At 38.6% G+C, this 19,592-nt stretch carries 18 protein-coding genes; 11 read left to right on the forward strand and 7 right to left on the reverse strand.

Features of this window, described 5'->3' with window-relative positions; genetic code table 11:
- Positions 1 to 323 precede the first annotated feature (323 nt).
- A complete protein-coding gene (locus AABJ51_RS04235; protein ID WP_321577245.1) occupies positions 324 to 1,730 on the forward strand; it encodes a DHA2 family efflux MFS transporter permease subunit in 1,407 nt (468 codons plus the stop codon).
- Between the two features lie 74 nt (positions 1,731 to 1,804).
- Here AABJ51_RS04235 and AABJ51_RS04240 read toward each other — a convergent pair whose 3' ends face one another.
- The 4 genes from AABJ51_RS04240 to AABJ51_RS04255 form a co-directional block, all read right to left on the reverse strand.
- A complete protein-coding gene (locus AABJ51_RS04240) occupies positions 1,805 to 2,404 on the reverse strand; it encodes a phage tail-like protein (protein WP_338374519.1) in 600 nt (199 codons plus the stop codon).
- Positions 2,401 to 3,867 (reverse strand): hypothetical protein, encoded by a 1,467-nt coding sequence (locus AABJ51_RS04245; RefSeq protein WP_338374520.1) that lies wholly within the window; start codon positions 3,865 to 3,867, stop codon positions 2,401 to 2,403. The genes AABJ51_RS04240 and AABJ51_RS04245 overlap by 4 nt, the downstream gene beginning before the upstream one ends.
- A gap of 27 nt (positions 3,868 to 3,894) precedes the next feature.
- Complete coding sequence (locus tag AABJ51_RS04250) at positions 3,895 to 4,473, reverse strand: phage tail-like protein (RefSeq protein WP_338374522.1); 579 nt, start codon at positions 4,471 to 4,473, stop codon at positions 3,895 to 3,897.
- Positions 4,474 to 5,125: 652 nt separating this feature from the next.
- The gene (locus AABJ51_RS04255) at positions 5,126 to 5,875 is read right to left on the reverse strand and encodes a hypothetical protein (RefSeq protein WP_338374523.1); all 750 of its coding nucleotides are present in this window, start codon (positions 5,873 to 5,875) and stop codon (positions 5,126 to 5,128) included.
- A gap of 327 nt (positions 5,876 to 6,202) precedes the next feature.
- On the opposite strand from AABJ51_RS04255, the gene AABJ51_RS04260 reads away from it, so the two are divergent.
- The gene (locus tag AABJ51_RS04260; protein ID WP_338374524.1) at positions 6,203 to 6,862 is read left to right on the forward strand and encodes a CatA-like O-acetyltransferase; all 660 of its coding nucleotides are present in this window, start codon (positions 6,203 to 6,205) and stop codon (positions 6,860 to 6,862) included.
- A gap of 149 nt (positions 6,863 to 7,011) precedes the next feature.
- Positions 7,012 to 7,842: a DUF4261 domain-containing protein gene (locus tag AABJ51_RS04265; protein ID WP_338374525.1), complete on the forward strand. Its 831-nt coding sequence runs from the start codon at positions 7,012 to 7,014 to the stop codon at positions 7,840 to 7,842.
- Between the two features lie 33 nt (positions 7,843 to 7,875).
- On the opposite strand, the gene metA is transcribed toward AABJ51_RS04265, so the two are convergent.
- Positions 7,876 to 8,832 (reverse strand): homoserine O-acetyltransferase MetA, encoded by a 957-nt coding sequence (metA, locus tag AABJ51_RS04270; protein WP_026625238.1) that lies wholly within the window; start codon positions 8,830 to 8,832, stop codon positions 7,876 to 7,878.
- 273 nt (positions 8,833 to 9,105) lie between these two features.
- On the opposite strand from metA, the gene AABJ51_RS04275 reads away from it, so the two are divergent.
- Positions 9,106 to 10,305, forward strand: coding sequence for an esterase (locus tag AABJ51_RS04275; RefSeq protein WP_338374526.1), 1,200 nt, complete (start codon positions 9,106 to 9,108; stop codon positions 10,303 to 10,305).
- A 157-nt stretch (positions 10,306 to 10,462) separates the two neighbouring features.
- Positions 10,463 to 11,194: an inorganic diphosphatase gene (locus AABJ51_RS04280; RefSeq protein ID WP_338374527.1), complete on the forward strand. Its 732-nt coding sequence runs from the start codon at positions 10,463 to 10,465 to the stop codon at positions 11,192 to 11,194.
- 57 nt (positions 11,195 to 11,251) lie between these two features.
- Here AABJ51_RS04280 and AABJ51_RS04285 read toward each other — a convergent pair whose 3' ends face one another.
- On the reverse strand, positions 11,252 to 11,734 hold the full coding sequence (locus AABJ51_RS04285) for a hypothetical protein (protein ID WP_338374528.1): 483 nt from the start codon (positions 11,732 to 11,734) through the stop codon (positions 11,252 to 11,254).
- Between the two features lie 281 nt (positions 11,735 to 12,015).
- Here AABJ51_RS04285 and feoB point away from each other — a divergent pair, with 281 nt between their 5' ends.
- From feoB to AABJ51_RS04315, 6 genes are all read left to right on the forward strand, one after another.
- Positions 12,016 to 14,493, forward strand: coding sequence for a ferrous iron transport protein B (gene feoB, locus AABJ51_RS04290; RefSeq protein WP_026625243.1), 2,478 nt, complete (start codon positions 12,016 to 12,018; stop codon positions 14,491 to 14,493).
- Between the two features lie 85 nt (positions 14,494 to 14,578).
- Positions 14,579 to 14,731, forward strand: coding sequence for a FeoB-associated Cys-rich membrane protein (locus AABJ51_RS04295; protein WP_338374529.1), 153 nt, complete (start codon positions 14,579 to 14,581; stop codon positions 14,729 to 14,731).
- A 405-nt stretch (positions 14,732 to 15,136) separates the two neighbouring features.
- Positions 15,137 to 15,826 (forward strand): hypothetical protein, encoded by a 690-nt coding sequence (locus AABJ51_RS04300; protein ID WP_338374530.1) that lies wholly within the window; start codon positions 15,137 to 15,139, stop codon positions 15,824 to 15,826.
- Positions 15,827 to 15,853: 27 nt separating this feature from the next.
- Positions 15,854 to 16,042 (forward strand): hypothetical protein, encoded by a 189-nt coding sequence (locus AABJ51_RS04305; RefSeq protein ID WP_338374531.1) that lies wholly within the window; start codon positions 15,854 to 15,856, stop codon positions 16,040 to 16,042.
- Positions 16,043 to 16,235: 193 nt separating this feature from the next.
- Positions 16,236 to 16,679, forward strand: a complete 444-nt coding sequence (locus AABJ51_RS04310; protein WP_338374532.1) for a GNAT family N-acetyltransferase — start codon at positions 16,236 to 16,238, stop codon at positions 16,677 to 16,679.
- A 124-nt stretch (positions 16,680 to 16,803) separates the two neighbouring features.
- On the forward strand, positions 16,804 to 17,967 hold the full coding sequence (locus AABJ51_RS04315) for a DUF418 domain-containing protein (RefSeq protein ID WP_338374533.1): 1,164 nt from the start codon (positions 16,804 to 16,806) through the stop codon (positions 17,965 to 17,967).
- A gap of 73 nt (positions 17,968 to 18,040) precedes the next feature.
- On the opposite strand, the gene AABJ51_RS04320 is transcribed toward AABJ51_RS04315, so the two are convergent.
- Positions 18,041 to 19,039, reverse strand: a complete 999-nt coding sequence (locus AABJ51_RS04320; protein WP_338374534.1) for a malate dehydrogenase — start codon at positions 19,037 to 19,039, stop codon at positions 18,041 to 18,043.
- Positions 19,040 to 19,592 lie beyond the last annotated feature (553 nt).

Here is a 19,592-nt window from a genome sequence, read left to right on the forward strand (position 1 = left end):
TATATTAGCCAAAGTAATAAATAGGTCTGCAACCTTAAAAGTCTCAGACTTTTTTATTGACTTTCTTAATGTGATAGCAATATCATAGTGTGCCTCAAACAGGCAACCTCAAATTCTTACTATTACTTAAATAATACAAAGATGCTACAAATTATTGATATTTACATATAAATAATAACAGTTTTCATATCTGTTTACTGTATTTTTGCAGTCCAAAACTTTTTAGGCTATTACATTGTTTAAACGTGCAGAATGTAAAGCCGCAGATCTTTTTATGGCTTTAGTAAGTAGTAAAAAGGTCTGAAACCATAGGATTTTTAGGTATGTTACCAGAAGAAAGTAACGAATTGAACATCTCTCCCAAGTTACCATGGCTTGCCGCAATGGCCATGTTTATGCAATCACTTGATGGTACAATTCTCAATACGGCACTGCCGACCATAGCTATCGACCTGCATCACTCTCAACTGTCCATGCAGGCTGTAGTAGTTAGTTATGCCCTTACCCTGGCATTACTGATACCCGTTAGTGGTTGGTTATCGGACAAATACGGGACTAAACGCATTTTTAGTATTGCTGTATTTTTATTCACATTAGGCTCATTGGCATGTGCTATATCGACCACATTCAATCAGCTTGTTGCATCACGTGTTCTACAGGCTATCGGCGGTTCTATGATGGTTCCGGTATCTAGGCTTGCTTTGATATATGCTTATCCAAAAAATAAATTGCTGGGAGTTATAAACTTTGTAACAATGCCCGGATTGGTAGGACCATTACTCGGTCCACTACTTGGAGGCTGGCTTGTAGATGTGGCATCATGGCATTGGATATTCCTTATAAATATACCTATTGGTATAGCCGGACTGATATTTACACAATACGTTATGCCCAACTTTACAAGAGGGGGAAAACGCTTCGATCTGATAGGCTTTATTTTATTTTCGGGTGGATTGATAGCTCTCTCCTTAGCTCTCGAATCCGGTGACGGAGGTGATATAAACTGGAAATCTCTCAGTATTATACTGTTTTTGGCAGCCCTGTTCGGCACATTATATATATTATATGCCAAACGGGTAAACAACCCGATTATAAATCTCAATTTATTTAAGATACGAACACTAAGGATAGGTCTGATAGGTAACCTTTGTACACGCTTAGGAATTGGCAGTTTACCTTTTCTCCTTCCTCAGATGTTGCAGATAGCATTTTTGAGAAGTTCTACCGAATCGGGACTTTTAATGATGGCTTCGGCAGTCACTACTATATTCGCAAAATCGCAGGTTATACCTTTAGTTAAACGGTTTGGATACAAAAAAGTACTTATCACCAATACAGTAATACTGGCAATTGTGATATCAATGTTTGCCCTACCTGATAAATCCACACCGATATTCTTATTGATACCCGTTTTGTTTGTATATGGAGCTATAAACTCTATCCAGATGTCGTCAATGAATACTATTTCGCTGGCTGATCTCACCCCCGAAGTTGCCAGCGGAGGTAATAGTATGCTGGCTATCACTCAACAATTATCGATTAGTTTCGGAGTATCGGTAGGAGCTATGATACTTCGCTCAACTGAGTCGGCATCGTGGCTTACAAACGGTGATATAGGACTATCTTTTAAATACACTTTTATTATATTAGGTGTTATTACACTATTATCAGCTGGAATATTTGCCCGATTAAAGAAAACAGACGGAGACGATATGTCCGGTCATAAGTAAGACTTTTACAAACCTAAAAAAGACGGGTAAATATTTTCTTATTTATCCGTCTTTTTATATACATTATCTTTGTTTTACCTCACAGTGAAAACAATATTCATAAAAGCATCGTAATTCGGAAGGCTGTTGACGGTATAACTCAATACTCCAGTATTGCTTATTGCTGCTACCGTTATGCATGGATCGGTGTAAGTAACATAATAGTTGAGTTGATTGACTTCAAAAAATGGGATACTATTATTTGCGCCTGCACTTTTGATCTTTGGAGCCGAAAATCCGGTATTATATATACTGTATAAATCAAGGGTCTGCACTCCTGTCAATAAATTGCCTGATCCATCTGATGTCGGGATATTTACTGATGGCATATAAAAAAAGTGTCGATTATATAATGTAAGACATGTCCATGTATATGTACCGGGGTTAGATGGAGTATCTTTGTATTGCGATATACATTTCAAGTCAGTATCATAGACCATCAGGCTCGGTGCAGGACTCGATATAGCTAACTTCTGAGCATTAGTTATACGTGGGATAAGTAAACCTTTATCATTATTGTATGTATCTATTTCGAGTACAGCTGAAGCATGCGGTGTATCGGTATTTATTCCGATCTGTGCTGATAGTTTCATAATCGCCATCAGCAGCAATATAAATGTAATTGAATGTTTCATTGTTGTTTTGAATTTAGCAGATCTGAACGGGTCATACGGTTGATTTTGAGAGTACAGTTAACTATATTGGCTGTCATGGTGATAGCGGTAAGTTTAGTTCCATCAGCTTTGTACGGTGTTATTTCGATGGTATATATGCCGGCATTATTGTACGAATACACCTGCGAATATTTACTTTGGGAAGCATTAACTGTTTGTGTTATTTTGGCTGAACCATCGCCGAAATACCATTCAAGTTTATCTGGAGCATTACCTCCGGACAGATCGACCTCTACACTGTAAGTCCGGTTATGCGATGTACAGGCAAAGGGTTGTTCTTTAGGTATAATACGAATAAATCCGGCGGCAAAAGTCGGTAAACCCAGATATGCGCTATTTTTCAGATAATTCGGAAAATATTTCATCGTTGTGCCTCCTGCATCAGGGTTCATAATAACATATAAGTGTTTTGTAGCATTAGCAGATCCGGCACTATTGGTTCGTATTCCATACAATCGTCCATCTATTCCAGGCTTGATATTACTGGGGCCATAGGCCAAGAAAGTAGATGCAGTACCTGCTCTGAGTTTTGCCCATGTATTTACATAAACTTGTATACTGTTATTATATCCACTTGATATATAGATATATTGATTATTCGGAGAAAATGTTCCCGAATATGTCAGTATGGGCAATGTTTGTGTCTGTATCCCCGAAATAAGTCCGGTAGAAGGATTAAAAACTGCCGATATAACCTGACATCCTGCCCAGTTAAATGATGCCAGCTTGGTATAATCAGAAGAAACGATAAGCTCTCCGAGATACACGGTTCCGCTTGAAACAATCGCAGAACTTGCTATGGTTTGATGCGCAGTTGATGATATTCCGGTTTCGGTGATTGCCCAAACATAAAATGTTTGCAGGGTACGATGTATCAACCAATAATCCTTTCCATTAGAATTGGGTACAGCTGCAATATTTTCATATACAGCTCCACTTTTTATGACATTATTTTTAGATGTAACGGCTCCCAATCCTGTATTTTTAGAAATATCTACAATAGAATATCTGATACCGTTCGGATATGCTGTATAGTCTTGAGGTACAGTTATTATATAATATTCTGTTGTACTTCCGGGTTTAGGAACTGCAATACCCGATTGAGTGGAGGACGGACCACCGAGCAAACCTGTACCATTACTCATTACATTACCATTCTTATCATAAACCGTAGAGCCATCTGACGAAAATAGTAAGTTTCCATTGTATGTAGAAACCGTAAAACAACCCTCGGATGTAGATAAAGGGCCGACTATTGCTTCGGGCATATTAGGCACAACAGTACCATCGCTAGCCGTAGCATTATTTAAAGAGTTAAAGTTCAAACCTGCCTTGTATCCGAAATGCCACCAGCTTGTTTCTTTCTGAGCCATTACATTTAAGTAGCAAAGCACAGATAGTGAAAGTATTATTATCTTTTTCATTTTTTTCTTACTAGATTGAAATTGACCTTATTTTAGTACAAATACAACAGTCATAAATGAATCATAATCCGATTCGGCTTTTATGTCATAAGTCATTACACCATTATTATCGATGGACACATTGTCAAGTACATCGGTGTCATAATTGGTTATATAATAATAAAGATCTGTCCGGTTTGTAAAATAAGGAATATTCGCAGGTGCGGACGGATTTTTCTTCGGTGCGGTAAACTGAGTCTTATACTTATCATACAGATCAATAGTCTTGCCTGTTACCACGGAAGATGCATCGACAGCGATGGTGGGCATATAGAAAAATCCGTTCTGAGCATCTTTTGCCGATAAACAAACCCACACAGGGGAAGTTGTTGTTCCGGCATTCTGAGCAATACATTTCAAAGTAGTATCATATACAAGCAAGCCTTCCGCGGGAGTTGCGATAGCTATTTTCTGTACAGTAGTCATTCGTGGAATCAATATTCCTTTGTTTGTACTTTCTATATCCAGTGCGGCACTGACATTCGGGGTACTTGTATTTATCCCGACTTGAGCTTGTAAAGTTGCTATGCTGATAAAGCATAACGTCCATAAAATAATCTTTTTCATTGTTGTTTTTATTTAGAGTTGGGGTCACAGACCCATTTGTTGTACTTGCTGGAGTGAAATTATTGATAACTGAAATACGCATCAAGGTGCACTCTCTGCACCCCAATGCATGTATCAGTTGGCTTAGGGGCAGAGCATTGTATTGCGGGGAATCTGAACGACAACAATATAACAACGCTACCCGACAAAGCCTGCCCAGCCAACCGATTGAACAGTTATCAATGATAAATTGGACTTTGGTATAATGTAATATGAAAATTAGCCAATATGAAAATAATGCATAGCAATGACTTCCAATTATCAGTTCAGTGGATAACTGCTGACTGATAACTGTTAACTGCAAATCCGAAGTATAAAAAAATACTCCGTCATTTTGACACAATAGAAATTTTAGTTTGATTATTACGCTAGATGCGTCTCTCTCTCTCTCTCTCTCTCTCTCTCTCTCTCTAATATTTCACACAAGACAGCCAAACCTAAATTGTTAAAATTTAGATATGATTTGAAGTTTCTATGTGTGAAACAGATAGTCATTAACTAATAGTTAAGAGATTGATTACAGGGGCAAATATAAATCATTTATTTTTATAAACCAAAAGGAAAAGCCTTGAGACTTTTCCTTTCGGTTGTTCCTGAAAAACGAATAAGAGTATTATTCATTTTCTTTGTCTATAGTTTTTCGTTCGAGCAGATCTTTTATGTCAGTATCGTTTATCAACTTCACATTTGTCAATAAAAACCGCTGATCTACAAAATGCCCCATCTCATTACATTCTTTAATTGCCTGTTCTGTGCAGACTCTGGGGTCGTATTTAAGACCACATAGCAAGAACATTTTCACATAATTACTCTTGAAATCGATGCTCTCTATTTCTATTTCTCCGCTTTCATACGCAAACTCCAGTTCTTTGCGTATTGTTTCTTTTTGAAACTCCGTAAAATCAGATCGATCATTAGATGCTATAACCGAAAAATAACGCAGCTTTCCGTTTTTACCTCCTAAACCGGTGGAAACAAAAAATTGCTTTTCGCCTGACAAATCGGCATCCAATAGAATTTTACTTTCTGCCAAAGCCAGAGCCGACCAATTAGATAATTCTGACTCGAGCGGACTGCTGTGATATGTTTCTATTGCTCGGTATGCCGCAACATCAGCTATAGCAGCCAATGCTGAAAGATAATACCTTTTGTCTTCGATATTTATTCCGGGTGAGAATAATCGACCTATCATGTAATTGCGGTCGGGCTGCATATTTGCATCCTGAGATTGGATATACTTCGAATATTGAAAATATTTCATTTGTTCTTCCACCGGCACTATCTCATTCAACATGTGCATGTTTGACTTCATCTCACCTGACGAATCCCTCAATTGACTTAATATTTTATCAAATTTATCCATGGCTCAATATTCATTAGGTGATTTCTTATATTTGGATAATCTTCAAAAATCGTACCAATCAATATAAATTTTATTGATAAGAACAATCCCAGAGTGCGCATACATCTATTACGGTAATAAGTCTGATGCAGCATTTAGTCCCAATATTCTATTCTCCGGAGATAACCTGTTCGATCCGGTCTATATACGTTTAACACAAAAAAGAGAAAAAATATTTTGAAAACAGTCAAAAATTTAGTTAAAACAGCATTTTTACACAAACAATGACTCATTTTGAACTGTTTTGATGAAAAATAAGGTTTGTACCTTAAAAAAAACAAATACCGAATGAAAGCTATATTCACACCTATAGACCTCGAAAACTGGGCAAGAAAAAAATATTTCGATTATTTTTATAACAAAATAAAAACAAGATACAATCTCAGTAAAAACATCGACATCACACAGCTGATCGAAGCCAAGCAATCCAAAGGGTTTAAATTTTATCCGGCGATGCTGTACATTATAACAAAGGCAGTTAATCAGAATGTTGAGTTCCGTATGTCATTCAATGCCGAAGGTACACTTGGCTTTTGGAACTATGTAAATCCGGCATATACAATCTTCCATGACGACGATAAAACATTTTCGGATATATGGAGTGAGTATAACGAAAATTTCCGGGTGTTTTATTCGAATGTATGCACCGATATGGAGACATATAAAGATGTAAAGGAAATAAAAGCACGCCCCGATCAGCCATCCAATTTTTGTCTGCTGTCGTCATTACCATGGCTTAGTTTCGATGGATTTGCCCAAGATACATTTACTGAATCTTCGTTACTCTTCCCTTTTATTCGATTTGGAAAATACTTCGAACAGAATGGCAAAATTTTACTACCTTTAGCTGCCTTTGTCAATCATGCAGCGGCTGACGGATACCACACATGCAAATTGATCAATGATATACAAGATATCGCAAACAATGTAGATGAATGGAGTTTATAAAAAACAGACTCTAAGTAACAGAAAGAATCTAGCATACGATTAAAGGAAGAATAACTATCTGTTTTATTCACACTTACACATTTAATATTAACAATCGCCGAAGCGAAGGCGAGGTAAATAGGTCTGAGACCTTAAAATATAATTATAAAATGGGACTATTTGATTTTTTTAGGAAGATTATAAAAAACAAAACCGACCAACCGATACCTAAACCGGGTAATATCAGTCAGGCAGAACATCCTATACTTCTGGCTATGCCTGTGTTTATCAATAATCGGGGCTATGACTTCGATAAGGTTATCGATCATCTGAAAACATTCTGGAAACTGTCGGTTACTGAATTATCAGGAGACAATGCCACTGCGGTTTTTGATCTTGACGGTCAGCCTGTGGCTATCGCAAATATGCCTGTTCCTGTTCCGGAAGAAGAACTGGACGCTATTATCGACTATGCTTATTTGTGGAGGGAAGCAAGAGAAACTCTCAAACATCAGACAAACCATGCCATAGTATCAGTGCTTAGCAGTGATCGATCCGAAACAGAAAGACACACATTGTTAAGTAAGATGCTTTGCTCTATATTAATGACATCTCCCGATTGTGTAGCCATATATCAGGGGCAGGAAACATTACTGCTTCAACGTGATTTTTATCTGGCTTGTATCGAGGATCTCCAAAACGGACGCATACCTGTACCTGCATGGGTATATATAGGATTGCGTAAGACCGATGAAGGTATCAATGCTTATACTTACGGTATGAAAAGTTTTGGCAAACCCGAATTTGAAATTATCGGTACTCCTTTGGATGCAGACAGCCTTTATACCCTGGTTCTGAATATAGCATCTTATACTATCGGTAAGGATGTGATATTTAATAATGGAGACACATTCAGTTTAGCGGAAAATGCCAAAATGAAGATTACCGAATCTCAGGGGATTTATGTAGACGGCACAACGCTGAAGTTGTCCATCGATTAAAGTAATGATATGGAGAATGAACGGAAACAGTTGTTACAAAGCTGTTTCCGATGGTAATGATATATTTCCTAGTTTTTCTATCTGATCTACATCGTAAGGCGTTTCCTGATACAAGTAATAGTTCATCCAGTTATTAAACAAAAGGTTTCCATGACCTGTCCAGCGAGAGATCGGTTTTTGACCCGGATCGTCCTGCCTGTAATAATGTTTCGGGATATCAATATCCATTCCTTTATCCTTATCTCTTGAGTATTCGTTATGCAATGTGTATAGTGAATATTCGGAGTGACCTGTTACATAAAACTCACGCCCTCCCCTGCCGACAACTATATATATACCCGCTTCGTCGGATTCCGATAATATTTTCAGGTCTTTATGCTTTTCTATATCTTCCCTCCTTACTTCGGTATGACGGCTGTGCGGAGCATAGAACTCATCATCAAAACCTCGAAACAAAGGAAAACTGCGGTCATTTATTGTATGTTTGAATACACCGAACATTTTTTCGTGCATAGGATACTTCGGAATACCATAAAAGCGGTAAAGCGCAGCCTGAGCCGCCCAACAGATATAAAATGTAGATGTTACGTGGTGTTTTGCCCAATCGAAAACAGATGAAACTTCGTTCCAATAACTAACCTCTTCGTATTCCATCATCTCCACGGGTGCACCTGTAACTATCAAACCATCGTAATTACTGCTTTTTACTTCATCAAACTCCTTATAGAAAGCATCCATATGCTCAATTGGAGTATTTTTGGACTGATGTGTCGACAAACGAAGAAAATCAATCTCTATTTGCAAAGGTGTATTGGACAGCAAGCGTACCAAATCGGTTTCTGCTGCGATTTTTATAGGCATCAAATTCAATATTAATACCTTAAGAGGTCTAATATCTTGTTCTTTGGCTCTAAGTTGCGACATCACGAAGATATTTTCTTTCTTCAGAATTTCTATTGCAGGCAAATTATCCGGTAGTGTAACGGGCATATCTGAGTTATTACGTTCTGTTAATTATATATTCCAGCGTTTTTTACTGATAAGTTGTAAAGTTATAAAAAAAACAAGATTATCAAGAGGCTCTCTCAATTTTGCTTCTTTCGAATATTTTCCTTATAATTATAATCGTTTTTCGATTGTTTCAGCGACTAAGTAACAGAAGACAGCTAAACAATGAATTGGTTAAGAATAACTATCTGTTAATATTATACTTACAAAACAAACAAAAGGTCTGAGACCTTAAATGTAAATATCTGCATTTTTATGAAAAGGAAATTATCGTTTTTAGTTATTGCCGTACTTATGCAGTCGGCATTGGTATACGGACAAGAGGCTTTATGGGGTGCTCAGGATATCGTTTCTCCAGAAGTTCTTCCTGACAACCGGGTTACATTCAGAGTTTTAAATCCACAGAAAGCAAAAATACAGCTGACAGGCGACTTTTTACCAGTAGGAAAACAAAGTACGCCTTTCGGCGAGGTGGACGCTCCACTGCCTGTCGATTTTAAAGAAGGAGCCAACGGTATATGGGAATATACTACGGAGCAGCCTTTGCCATCGGAGCTTTACTCCTATTCTTTTATTATTGACGGCATCAAGACCTCCGATCCTAATAATATGTATTTAGTGCGTGACGTGGCTTCTCTAACTAATATTTTTTTGGTTGGCGGAGGTCAGGCAGACTATTATAAAGTGAATAATGTAGCTCACGGAACAGTTTCGAAACGTTGGTACAACAGCCCGACATTAAAGAAAGACAGGCGGATAACCATTTATACTCCTGCCGGATACGAAACATCAAATCTCGAATATCCGGTTCTGTATCTTCTGCATGGAATGGGAGGCGATGAAGAGGCTTGGAACACTCTGGGGCGCACTATTCAGATAATGGATAATCTGATCGCTCAGGGAAAGGCAAAGCCGATGATCGTGGTGATGCCAAACGGCAATGTAGTACAGGAAGCCGCTCCGGGCGAATCGTCATTGGGTTTCTATAAGCCGACATTTAATCTACCTCATACAATGGACGGCACGATGGAAGAAAGTTTCCCTGATATAGTCAAATTTATAGATTCTAATTACCGTACTGTAAAATCAAAACAAGGTCGTGCCATTGCCGGATTGTCGATGGGCGGTTTCCACTCACTACATATTTCCAAGCAATATCCCGATATGTTCGATTATGTAGGATTATTCTCTGCAGCAATACTCCCTACAAATAAAGTGCAGTCTTCTGTTTATGAAAACATTGACGCTAAATTGAAAGTCCAGTTCGAAAAGAATCCTAAACTATACTGGATCGCCATCGGCAAAGACGATTTTCTGTATAAAGCAAATACCGAATACCGAGAGTTATTAGATAAAGCAGGTTATAAGTATACCTATGTGGAATCGGATGGCGGACATATCTGGCGAAACTGGAGGGTATATCTTACTGAATTTGCGCCGTTACTGTTTAAATAACAATATTATATTCATAAATAAATAGCAACCAAGGCATTTCCTTAACAGAAGTGCCTTGTCTTTTTTTAGTATCTCATTTTACTTGAAAATTTGACAAACTTTGTATCTGACAGCATAAAAAGCTATCTTTGCAATGCAAATCGCAAAAATAAAATATATGTTATCTGCATTTAAAGATTATCTTCAAAAACATAACTACAGTAGCTTTGATATGAAAGCAGTGCTCTTCGATATGGATGGAGTACTTTATGATTCGATGAAATACCATGCTAAAGCGTGGAAGGCTGTCATGGATGAAGAAGGACTTGACTCTACTTATGAGGAATACTTCATGCACGAAGGCCGTGTCGGTTACAGCACTATAGACCTTGTAATACAGCGAAACAAAGGACGTCATGCCACAGAAGAAGAGAAACAACGTATATATAAGCGTAAATCGGAACTGTTTGCCATATTCAATGATGGGGAGCTGATACCTTATGCTTATGACCTTCTGAAAGCCGTTAAAGGGAAAGAATTGCAATGTATTGTAGTCACAGGTTCGGGACAGCCCTCTCTGCTTGATAACCTCGACAATAACTTTCCGGGAATCTTCAATCGTAATCAAATGGTCACAGCTTTCGATGTAAAGAACGGAAAGCCGCATCCCGAGCCTTATCTTATGGGTTTGGAAAAAGGCGGACATCTGAAAGCCAATCAGGCTATAGTTGTTGAAAATGCACCGATGGGAATAGAAGCAGCCGTTGCTGCCGGATTATTTACGGTAGCTGTCAATACAGGTCCTCTGGACGAAAAAGTGTTGTGGGATGCAGGTGCTGATATCGTTTTACCGTCTATGGAAGCATTGTTCCGCAACTGGGAATCATACGCCAATGAATTGAGTTTATAATATTTTTCAATTAAGGCTAACAGCCCTTTTCTGAGTTTGTTAGTCTTAATTTTTGCCTTATCTTTTATACTTCAAAGTGTCTAAAAGTGCAAATAGCTCACCTTTGCTATTTGGCAGCACATACCACTTATCTTCGACTTTAGCCTTTCCTAATTCTTTCCAGATAGACACCCAATTGTCTGTAAGCCCTGATTCTTCGGCATGATGCAATACCAGCATATAATCAGGTGCAACCATCTTTACCATAATTCCGCTATTGTTCCAAGCTGTATCGTTTACAAACGTGCCAAGTATCCGTTCTATATGGGCTTTGGTTTCTTCCTCTTTTATCCGTGATTGAGTCTCTTCGTTAGCTGTATAAAGAATTTTGATTGTATCGACAGAAGTAAAATCAAGATTGAGTTTCATCGTATCCCGAGCAGATACTATCTGATTGTCTTTTGCCGGAACTTGTGAGCCGTTACTGCTGCATGAGAACATGGCTATAGAAGAAATAAAACCACTGATAACAAATACTTTCTGAATGTTTTTCGCTTTCATATAATTTAGTATAGTTTGTCTTCTTTCATTAAGGGTATAAATGTAATTATTTTTTCGCAGATCGAAAGTATTCTTGTTTTTAAGTATTTTCTTTCGGTATATCAGATCAATTTTTGCGGCATCCTGCATTAGTAATTATACTTTGTTAGGATGGGAGTATTTTCTTATTTAAAATAAATATAAATAAAGACGTTATTCTCGGCAAAAATAAGCATCTTTGTAATTCTTATTTAAGTCTAACAGGTCTGTCCCCGTAAGAGACCCCGAATATATAAAAAGATATGTTGTTGTCCGACCTTAAAACCGGCGAACTAGGCGTTATAGTCAAAGTCAATGGTAGTGGAGCCTTCCGTAAACGAATCCTCGAAATGGGATTTATTAAAGGAAAAGTCATTAAAGTTATACTTAATGCACCGCTCAAAGATCCCATCAAATATAAGATAATGGATTACGAAGTTTCGTTGCGCCGCAGCGAAGCTCACCTCATAGAAGTAATTTACCCGAAAGATTTACAGAAGAAGAAAACTCACGAAGAAGAATTCTCTTTCGAAAACAGTTATGACGAAAATGACAGTTTTCATAAAAAAGAACCGGGAAACACAAAGAAAATTACAGTCGCCCTTGTCGGCAATCCCAATGCAGGAAAGACATCTCTTTTCAATATAGCATCTGGAGCGCACGAACATGTAGGTAACTATGGTGGTGTAACCGTAGATTCGAAAGAAGGTAAATTTAAGCACGCAGGATATCAGATAAAAATAGTAGACCTTCCGGGTACTTATTCGATATCGGCTTATACACCCGAAGAGTTATATGTGCGTAATTACCTTGTGGAAGAAAAACCCGATGTAGTGATAAACGTGGTAGCCGCATCTAACCTCGAGCGGAACCTATACCTTACAACCGAGCTTATCGATCTGAGCGTACCGATGGTGATTGATCTGAATATGTACGACGAACTTCAGGCAAGCGGCAGTGAGTTTAATTATCCTAAATTGGCACGATCATTAGGCATACCTATTGTCCCTACGATCTGTCGTTCGGGAATGGGTATCAAAGACCTTTTTGATGCTGTTATACGTGTTTATGAGGATAAAGAGCCTATTGTACGCCACATAAAAATATATTATGGCAATACGATAGAAAATGCAATCAGCAAATTGAATATACTGATAGATAAGGAAAAAGACCCGGGACACATCTTCCCTACCAGATACCTGTCTATCAAATTACTGGAAAAAGACAAAGCTGTAACCGACCTCATAAAGGAAACATATACAACTGCTGATACTATACTGGCTGCAACAGCTCAGGAAATTAAAAATATAGAAAGCACACTGAATGAAGACACCGAATCGGCTGTAACTAATGCCCGATACGGATTTGTGGCGGGAGGACTAAAAGAAACATACAAAGAGAAACTGAAAGAATCGGATTCGACACGTATCATAGATGCAGTGGTGACAAATAAGTACCTCGGTTTCCCGTTGTTCTTCCTCTTTATGTGGATCATGTTTGAATGTACCTTCCGTTTGGGAGGTTATCCGATGGAGTGGATAGAGTCGGCTGTCGGATGGCTGGGAGAAGCCATAGCCACATATATGCCCGATGGCATGCTCAAAGACCTTATTATAGACGGTATAATAGGTGGAGTCGGCGGAGTTATCGTATTCCTGCCGAATATCGTTATACTTTATGCTTTTATATCCTTTATGGAAGATTCGGGGTATATGGCACGTGCCGCCTTCATTATGGATAAGATTATGCATAAAATGGGTTTGCACGGTAAATCGTTTATTCCGCTTATCATGGGATTCGGCTGTAACGTACCTGCCATATTGGCAACACGTACCATCGAAAGCCGAAACAGCCGTATGATAACCATGCTGGTCAATCCGTTCATGTCATGCAGTGCCCGTCTGCCCGTTTACCTTCTGTTTGCAGGTGTATTCTTCAAATCATATGCAGGATTGGTATTATTCGGTTTATATGCTACCGGTATATTGCTTGCCGTAATATCAGCACGCATTTTCAAGCGATACATGTTTGCAGGTGAAGACGCACCTTTTGTAATGGAACTCCCCCCCTATCGTATGCCAACCGTCAAATCGGTACTGATACATATGTGGGATAAATCGCGTCAGTATCTTCGCAAAATGGGAGGAGTAATCCTTATAGCATCCATCGCAATCTGGTTTTTAGGATATTTCCCGTTGAATAACAATAAAGTCGAAAATCTGGACGCTCAAATAACTCAGACGGAACAACAATTCGATAACGGACAACTGACCGAAGAGCAGAAAGATGAGAAAATAGCGGAAATAGAATCATTGAAAAATATCGACCATACCGAAAGCTCGTATATCGGACGCATCGGTAAATTTATCGAGCCGGTAATGCGACCTTTGGGATTCGATTGGCGTATCAGTGTCAGCCTTTTGACAGGTAGTGCAGCCAAAGAAGTGGTAGTCAGCACACTGGGCGTATTATACACCGGTAATGCCGACGAAGACGAAGGTTCGTTGCAAGACAGGCTTCTGAGCAGTACCAATGCTGATGGATCTCCGACATTTACTCCGCTGGTTGTGGCAAGCTTTTTGCTATTTGTATTGATATATTTCCCATGTGTAGCTACTATTGCTGCCATTAAGGAAGAATCGGGTTCTTGGAAATGGGGATTGTTCAGTATAGCTTATACCACCATACTGGCTTGGGTACTGGCATTCCTTGTATTTCAGATCGGAAGCTTAATAATTTAGAAAAGATCGAACGAAATTAATCGGTCGGTTGTTTTAATGTCTCAGACCTTAAATGATAACCAGGTCTCAATAATAACAAAAGATTATGATACAGGAAATAATAGTTGCAGTTGTAGGATTAGCCGTATTAGGTTGGATCGGCTATAAAGTATACTCTTTTTTCTTTGGAAAGAATAAAGGACGCACAGCATGCGGTTGCTCGAGCTGTCATTGCCATGTAGCAGAGAAAACCAAATAGGACTGCGACCTGAAAAATATGCTTTTTAGCATATTTGAATGAAAATATTATCAAATTATTTGGATATTTCATTTCAGTCATTTATATTTGAAATAACAAATAAGAGAAACCTAAAGGAGTAGAGACTCCAGCTAAAATATAGGTCGTACTGGTCGATTAGGAAACTCATCAATGAATAGATAAATTCCGAGACAAGCTTACCGTTACCAATGGCGGGTCACACCTTTCGGGGTTGCTTCAGGGCACAGTGAATTACAAAGGAGCGGAGCACTCAAATCCTGTTACACGGAGTTTCGTCTTTATCTTTCAGTACGATTTTATAGAAAAGCAGATTATATGAACAATATAATCTGCTTTTTTTTAGGTAATAATTCATTAACACAAGCACACAAAATCACTCTAAATATGAAAAAAACAATCGTTATCTTATTACTTGCTATCTTAGGAGGTACTCATGCCTATTCTCAAACAGAATTATACGGAACATCTCTGCGTATAGGTAAAATCGGAGATATCGGCAATAAAAATGTACCCGTAGGAGGTTTGACGCAGCAGTACAATATCGACTTTACAGGGTATCGGGATGTAAGGCCGGATCAGGTGGGTGCACGTATATCCGCACTTCGGTTTAATTATTATGCTGCAAATGTACCCTATATCCAGAATACAGGATTGGCTTTCTATACTAATCCCAAAGGAAATGAAAGTGGGGATATTGATCTTCAAGAACGAATGAGAATACTCCCCAATGGAAATATCGGCATAGGTACAACAAAACCTACCGAAATGCTTGAAGTGGCAGGTACAATAAGAGCAAGGGAAGTTAAAATAGAAATAAATGCCGGAGCCGACTATGTATTTGAAGAAGACTATGAGTTACGCCCCTTATCGCAAGTCAAAGGCTTTATTAAAGACAATAAACACCTGCCGGATATTCCATCCGAAAAAGAAATGCAGGAAAACGGGCTTAATGTAAATGAATTTCAGATCAACTTACTCAAAAAAGTAGAAGAGCTCACTCTATATATTATACAACAAGACGATAAGATCAATAAACTCGAAAAAGAATTGGTAAAATTGAAGTCGGAAGACTGAAATCCTAATAAAATAGAGGATAAAGACTTGCATAATTCATTTCTAACAGCTAATTTTGATCTAAGAAAAGACGCTAAATACGGAGGAAAGCCTCCTGCAGGATATAGGGTCGTACTGGTCGATTGGGAAACTCATCAATTAATAGATAAATTCCGAGACAAGCTTACCGTTTCTAATGGCGGGTCACACCCTCCGGGGTTGCTTTATGCGCAGTGAATTACAAAGGGAGCGGGGCACTCAAATCCTGTTTTACGGAGTTTCGTCATTTTCCACTGGTACGGCTCTTCTTATAACAAAAGACTAATCGATATATTCGGTTGGTCTTTTTTGTTTTGAATGATATTTTTATTTTCTTTGATAAAAATGGAAAAATCCTTATAACAACACTTATTTATTGAATATATAAAAAATGGACATTACAATCAGAAAAGCGACAGAAAAAGATCTCCCGAAGGTATTTAATTTGGTTAAAGAGTTTGCCGGCTATCTGGGTAAGACTGATAAAGTAAAGACATCTGTCGAAGATTTTATAAAGCAGCAAGAATATTACTCATGTATATTAGCCGAAAATCCAAAAGGAGAAGCTATCGGCTATGCTATATTTTCGACTATATTTCACACTTGGAGCGGAAAATCGATTTATCTGGACGACCTGTATGTCAATGAAGCATACCGGGGCTGTTCGGTCGGTACGATGCTGATATGCGCTCTGATAGACTATGCCAAACAACAGCAGGTAAAACATCTCAACTGGCAGGTTCTCGATTGGAATGAGTCGGCTATAGGCTTTTACAAAAAGCTGGGAGCAACTGTAGGTGACGATAACCTGAATTGCACCTTCGAAATAAAATAAGGTCTTAGACCTATTTATTACGTCGGCAAGTATAACAATATGAGCTTATTATAACTTGAGAATAAATCATTTAATACCTTCATTTATTTATTACTAAAAACAAAGTAAAACTTAAATATAACACATGAATTCACCTTCCAGAATAGACGTAGCCGACGTCTTGAGAGGATTCTCGGTAATGGGAATCTTTCTTATTCATTGCATTGAGCATTTCAATTTTTATTCGTTTCCCGAAGTGGAAAACCCGTGGCTGAAATTTTTCGATAAAGCAATCTGGGATTCTGTATTCTTTACATTTTCCGGTAAAGGGTATGCAATCTTCGCCCTGCTTTTCGGATTCAGTTTTTTCATTCAGGACAATGGACGTAAACTCAAAGGTGAAGATTTTCGCCCTCGTTTTGCCTGGCGTTTGGTTTTGCTTTTCGTGTGGGGAAATATCAATGCGATGTTTTTCACAGGCGAAATATTAGTTTTGTATTCACTGGTCGGCTTCTCGCTGATTTTTGTTGCACGGCTCTCAAACAAGACAGTATTTATCATTCTCACTATACTGATGCTGCAACCTGTAGAATGGTATAAAATGATATATGCTCTGGTTAATCCCGATTTCGTGCCGGGAAAAAGCCTTACCTATTACTATTTTGGAGAAGCATATGCCGTACAGCAAAACGGAAACTTTACCGAAACCCTGAAAATGAATCTCTGGGACGGACAGATGGCATCGCTTGCTTATGCGTGGGAATACGGACGTATTTTCCAAACAGCAGCCTTGTTTATGATGGGAATGCTAATCGGGCGTACAGGTTTGCTGCTTCAGAACGATTCGAATCTGAAGTTCTGGAAAAAAACACTTTTGATTTCCGTGATATGCTTCTTCCCTCTCAATGGATTAGCAAATATGCTGCCCGACTTTATCAACAACAAAGCAGTACTTACACCACTGCAAACCGTTGTGCGATCGCTTGCCAATCTGTCATTTATGCTCTTTATGATGGGGACGCTTATCAATGTTTATTATCTTACCCGTTTCCATAAACTGTTAGGCAAACTTGCCCCTTATGGGATGATGAGCCTTACATGCTACATCACGCAGTCGATGGTAGGTTCGTTTCTGTTTTATAACTGGGGATTAGGATTGCACGACAAGCTGAGCATTACCTTTTCGTTTCTGTTGGGTATTGTCCTGTTCCTTCTTCAATTCTCGTTTGCCCGCTGGTGGATGAAAAGCCATCGACACGGTCCGTTGGAATATCTCTGGAGAAAGGCTACATGGATCGGTGCAAAATGATAAAACGATCATCTATATAAAAGAATAAAGGTCTACTCAAAAAATTGGGCAGACCTTTATCTTTGTTTCTGTCTTATAGATTGGAATTAATCGATTTCCATTGATCTATTGCAGGAATCACACCCGATTTAATCAGGCTATCCCTCAGATCGCAGAGGTGTTTGTAACTCTGTTTCAGTTCGCTGTGTTCATCATCTGTACCTTTCACATCTTTATAATGAACTCCATTTGCATCTAACGAAGTTTCCATAGCCATCATAACGTGGTCAAACTCACCGTTATTGACATACGCACCTACAGGCCAGTCAAATTTATCGCCACCCATCACTGCACCTATCATGGCAAGCGACAGGTATGCCGGACTCTGAAACGAAGAACGCCCCCTCAGGTCAATGATATTTTTACCCCCTTGTATCACCCTTTCTTTGAGTGATTTCCATTGTTCGCTGGTTAATTTGGGTGTTCCGATCAGGTCATTGAGCGGTTTACCGTCGATAGTTGCGGTAGACGAAAACACAGCCATTTGTTCACCATGTCCTCCATAAGTACGGCAATTGACAACCTTATCGGGATGTATATTGAAGTGTTTAGCCAGTTCGTTTCTTAGTCGGGTACTGTCTAACGCCGCCAATGTAGTAACTTGAGATGGTTTAAGACCCGAATATAATAATGTGAGCAATCCTGTAATATCCGCAGGATTGAAGATTACAACCACATGTTTTACATCAGGACAGTAACTCTTGATATCTTTCCCGAACTGAATAGCTATTTCGGCATTTCCCTTCAGCAAATCTTCACGGGTCATACCTTCTTTTCGGGCAGCCCCCCCCGAAGATATCACATACTTACTGCCTTTGAGAGCCTCTTTAATATCGGATGTAAAAGACAGGTTCAGCCCTTTGAATCCACATTGAAGAAGTTCTTCGGCAACACCTTCCAACCCTTTGGCATAGGGGTCATACAAACAAATATTGTCGGACAACCCCATAAGAATTGCAGATTGAGCCATATTAGAACCAATCATTCCGGCAGCTCCTATTATTGTGAGCTTTTCTGAAGTAAGAGTTTTCATATCCTTCCGTTTTTTTTAGGCTTCAAGCCTATTATTATTTTTATTAACCTCAGAAAGTATTTAAAGATCGACAAACAGTTCTGAGACTTTAAAGTTATCTGTTTTAGATGATAAATGGTCATTTAAAATTATTATATACTATAACTAAAAGTTATGGTACGGATAAAAAACAGTAGAAAGTCTCTTTTTGTTTATTCATAACTACTGATATATAGGCTTTTTGAATTTTATTCTTTACGCCTGCTGTACAGAACGGATACCTCGCAACTACAGTTAACGCCGCTCGGCTAACGCCCGTCAGGTTTCCGGCATTGACGAAAAGCACGGGGTACCCGTTGTGAGAAGAAAGCGTTAAAAGACAAATAGATATCGGCGATAATCATTTTATTTGTCTTAGCTTTCGAGCACGTAACGGGTCGGGCTTGTAGGCACAGCCTTGATCTTTTGTTTCGTTTTGCATCAAGGCAAAATAAAAAACAAACCCGAGAGGGTGCGTTAGTAAATAGCAGAACTTGAAAGTATAAAATAAAGAACGATTTTATCAATCTAACTA

The organism is Indolivaga capnocytophagoides (assembly GCF_036511535.1).
Classification (GTDB): Bacteria; Bacteroidota; Bacteroidia; order Bacteroidales; family Dysgonomonadaceae; genus Dysgonomonas_A; species Dysgonomonas_A capnocytophagoides.

Excerpts from the sequence above, each read along its gene's own strand:
- AABJ51_RS04255 (WP_338374523.1), bottom strand. The coding sequence starts at position 5,875 with ATGGATAAATTTGATAAAATATTAAGTCAATTGAGGGATTCGTCAGGT.
- AABJ51_RS04285 (WP_338374528.1), bottom strand. The coding sequence starts at position 11,734 with ATGAAAGCGAAAAACATTCAGAAAGTATTTGTTATCAGTGGTTTTATT.
- AABJ51_RS04265 (WP_338374525.1), top strand. The coding sequence starts at position 7,012 with ATGGGACTATTTGATTTTTTTAGGAAGATTATAAAAAACAAAACCGAC.
- AABJ51_RS04245 (WP_338374520.1), bottom strand. The coding sequence starts at position 3,867 with ATGAAAAAGATAATAATACTTTCACTATCTGTGCTTTGCTACTTAAAT.
- AABJ51_RS04250 (WP_338374522.1), bottom strand. The coding sequence starts at position 4,473 with ATGAAAAAGATTATTTTATGGACGTTATGCTTTATCAGCATAGCAACT.
- feoB (WP_026625243.1), top strand. The coding sequence starts at position 12,016 with ATGTTGTTGTCCGACCTTAAAACCGGCGAACTAGGCGTTATAGTCAAA.
- metA (WP_026625238.1), bottom strand. The coding sequence starts at position 8,832 with ATGCCCGTTACACTACCGGATAATTTGCCTGCAATAGAAATTCTGAAG.
- AABJ51_RS04295 (WP_338374529.1), top strand. The coding sequence starts at position 14,579 with ATGATACAGGAAATAATAGTTGCAGTTGTAGGATTAGCCGTATTAGGT.
- AABJ51_RS04235 (WP_321577245.1), top strand. The coding sequence starts at position 324 with ATGTTACCAGAAGAAAGTAACGAATTGAACATCTCTCCCAAGTTACCA.
- AABJ51_RS04310 (WP_338374532.1), top strand. The coding sequence starts at position 16,236 with ATGGACATTACAATCAGAAAAGCGACAGAAAAAGATCTCCCGAAGGTA.
- AABJ51_RS04300 (WP_338374530.1), top strand. The coding sequence starts at position 15,137 with ATGAAAAAAACAATCGTTATCTTATTACTTGCTATCTTAGGAGGTACT.
- AABJ51_RS04260 (WP_338374524.1), top strand. The coding sequence starts at position 6,203 with ATGAAAGCTATATTCACACCTATAGACCTCGAAAACTGGGCAAGAAAA.
- AABJ51_RS04315 (WP_338374533.1), top strand. The coding sequence starts at position 16,804 with ATGAATTCACCTTCCAGAATAGACGTAGCCGACGTCTTGAGAGGATTC.
- AABJ51_RS04240 (WP_338374519.1), bottom strand. The coding sequence starts at position 2,404 with ATGAAACATTCAATTACATTTATATTGCTGCTGATGGCGATTATGAAA.
- AABJ51_RS04275 (WP_338374526.1), top strand. The coding sequence starts at position 9,106 with ATGAAAAGGAAATTATCGTTTTTAGTTATTGCCGTACTTATGCAGTCG.
- AABJ51_RS04280 (WP_338374527.1), top strand. The coding sequence starts at position 10,463 with ATGTTATCTGCATTTAAAGATTATCTTCAAAAACATAACTACAGTAGC.
- AABJ51_RS04320 (WP_338374534.1), bottom strand. The coding sequence starts at position 19,039 with ATGAAAACTCTTACTTCAGAAAAGCTCACAATAATAGGAGCTGCCGGA.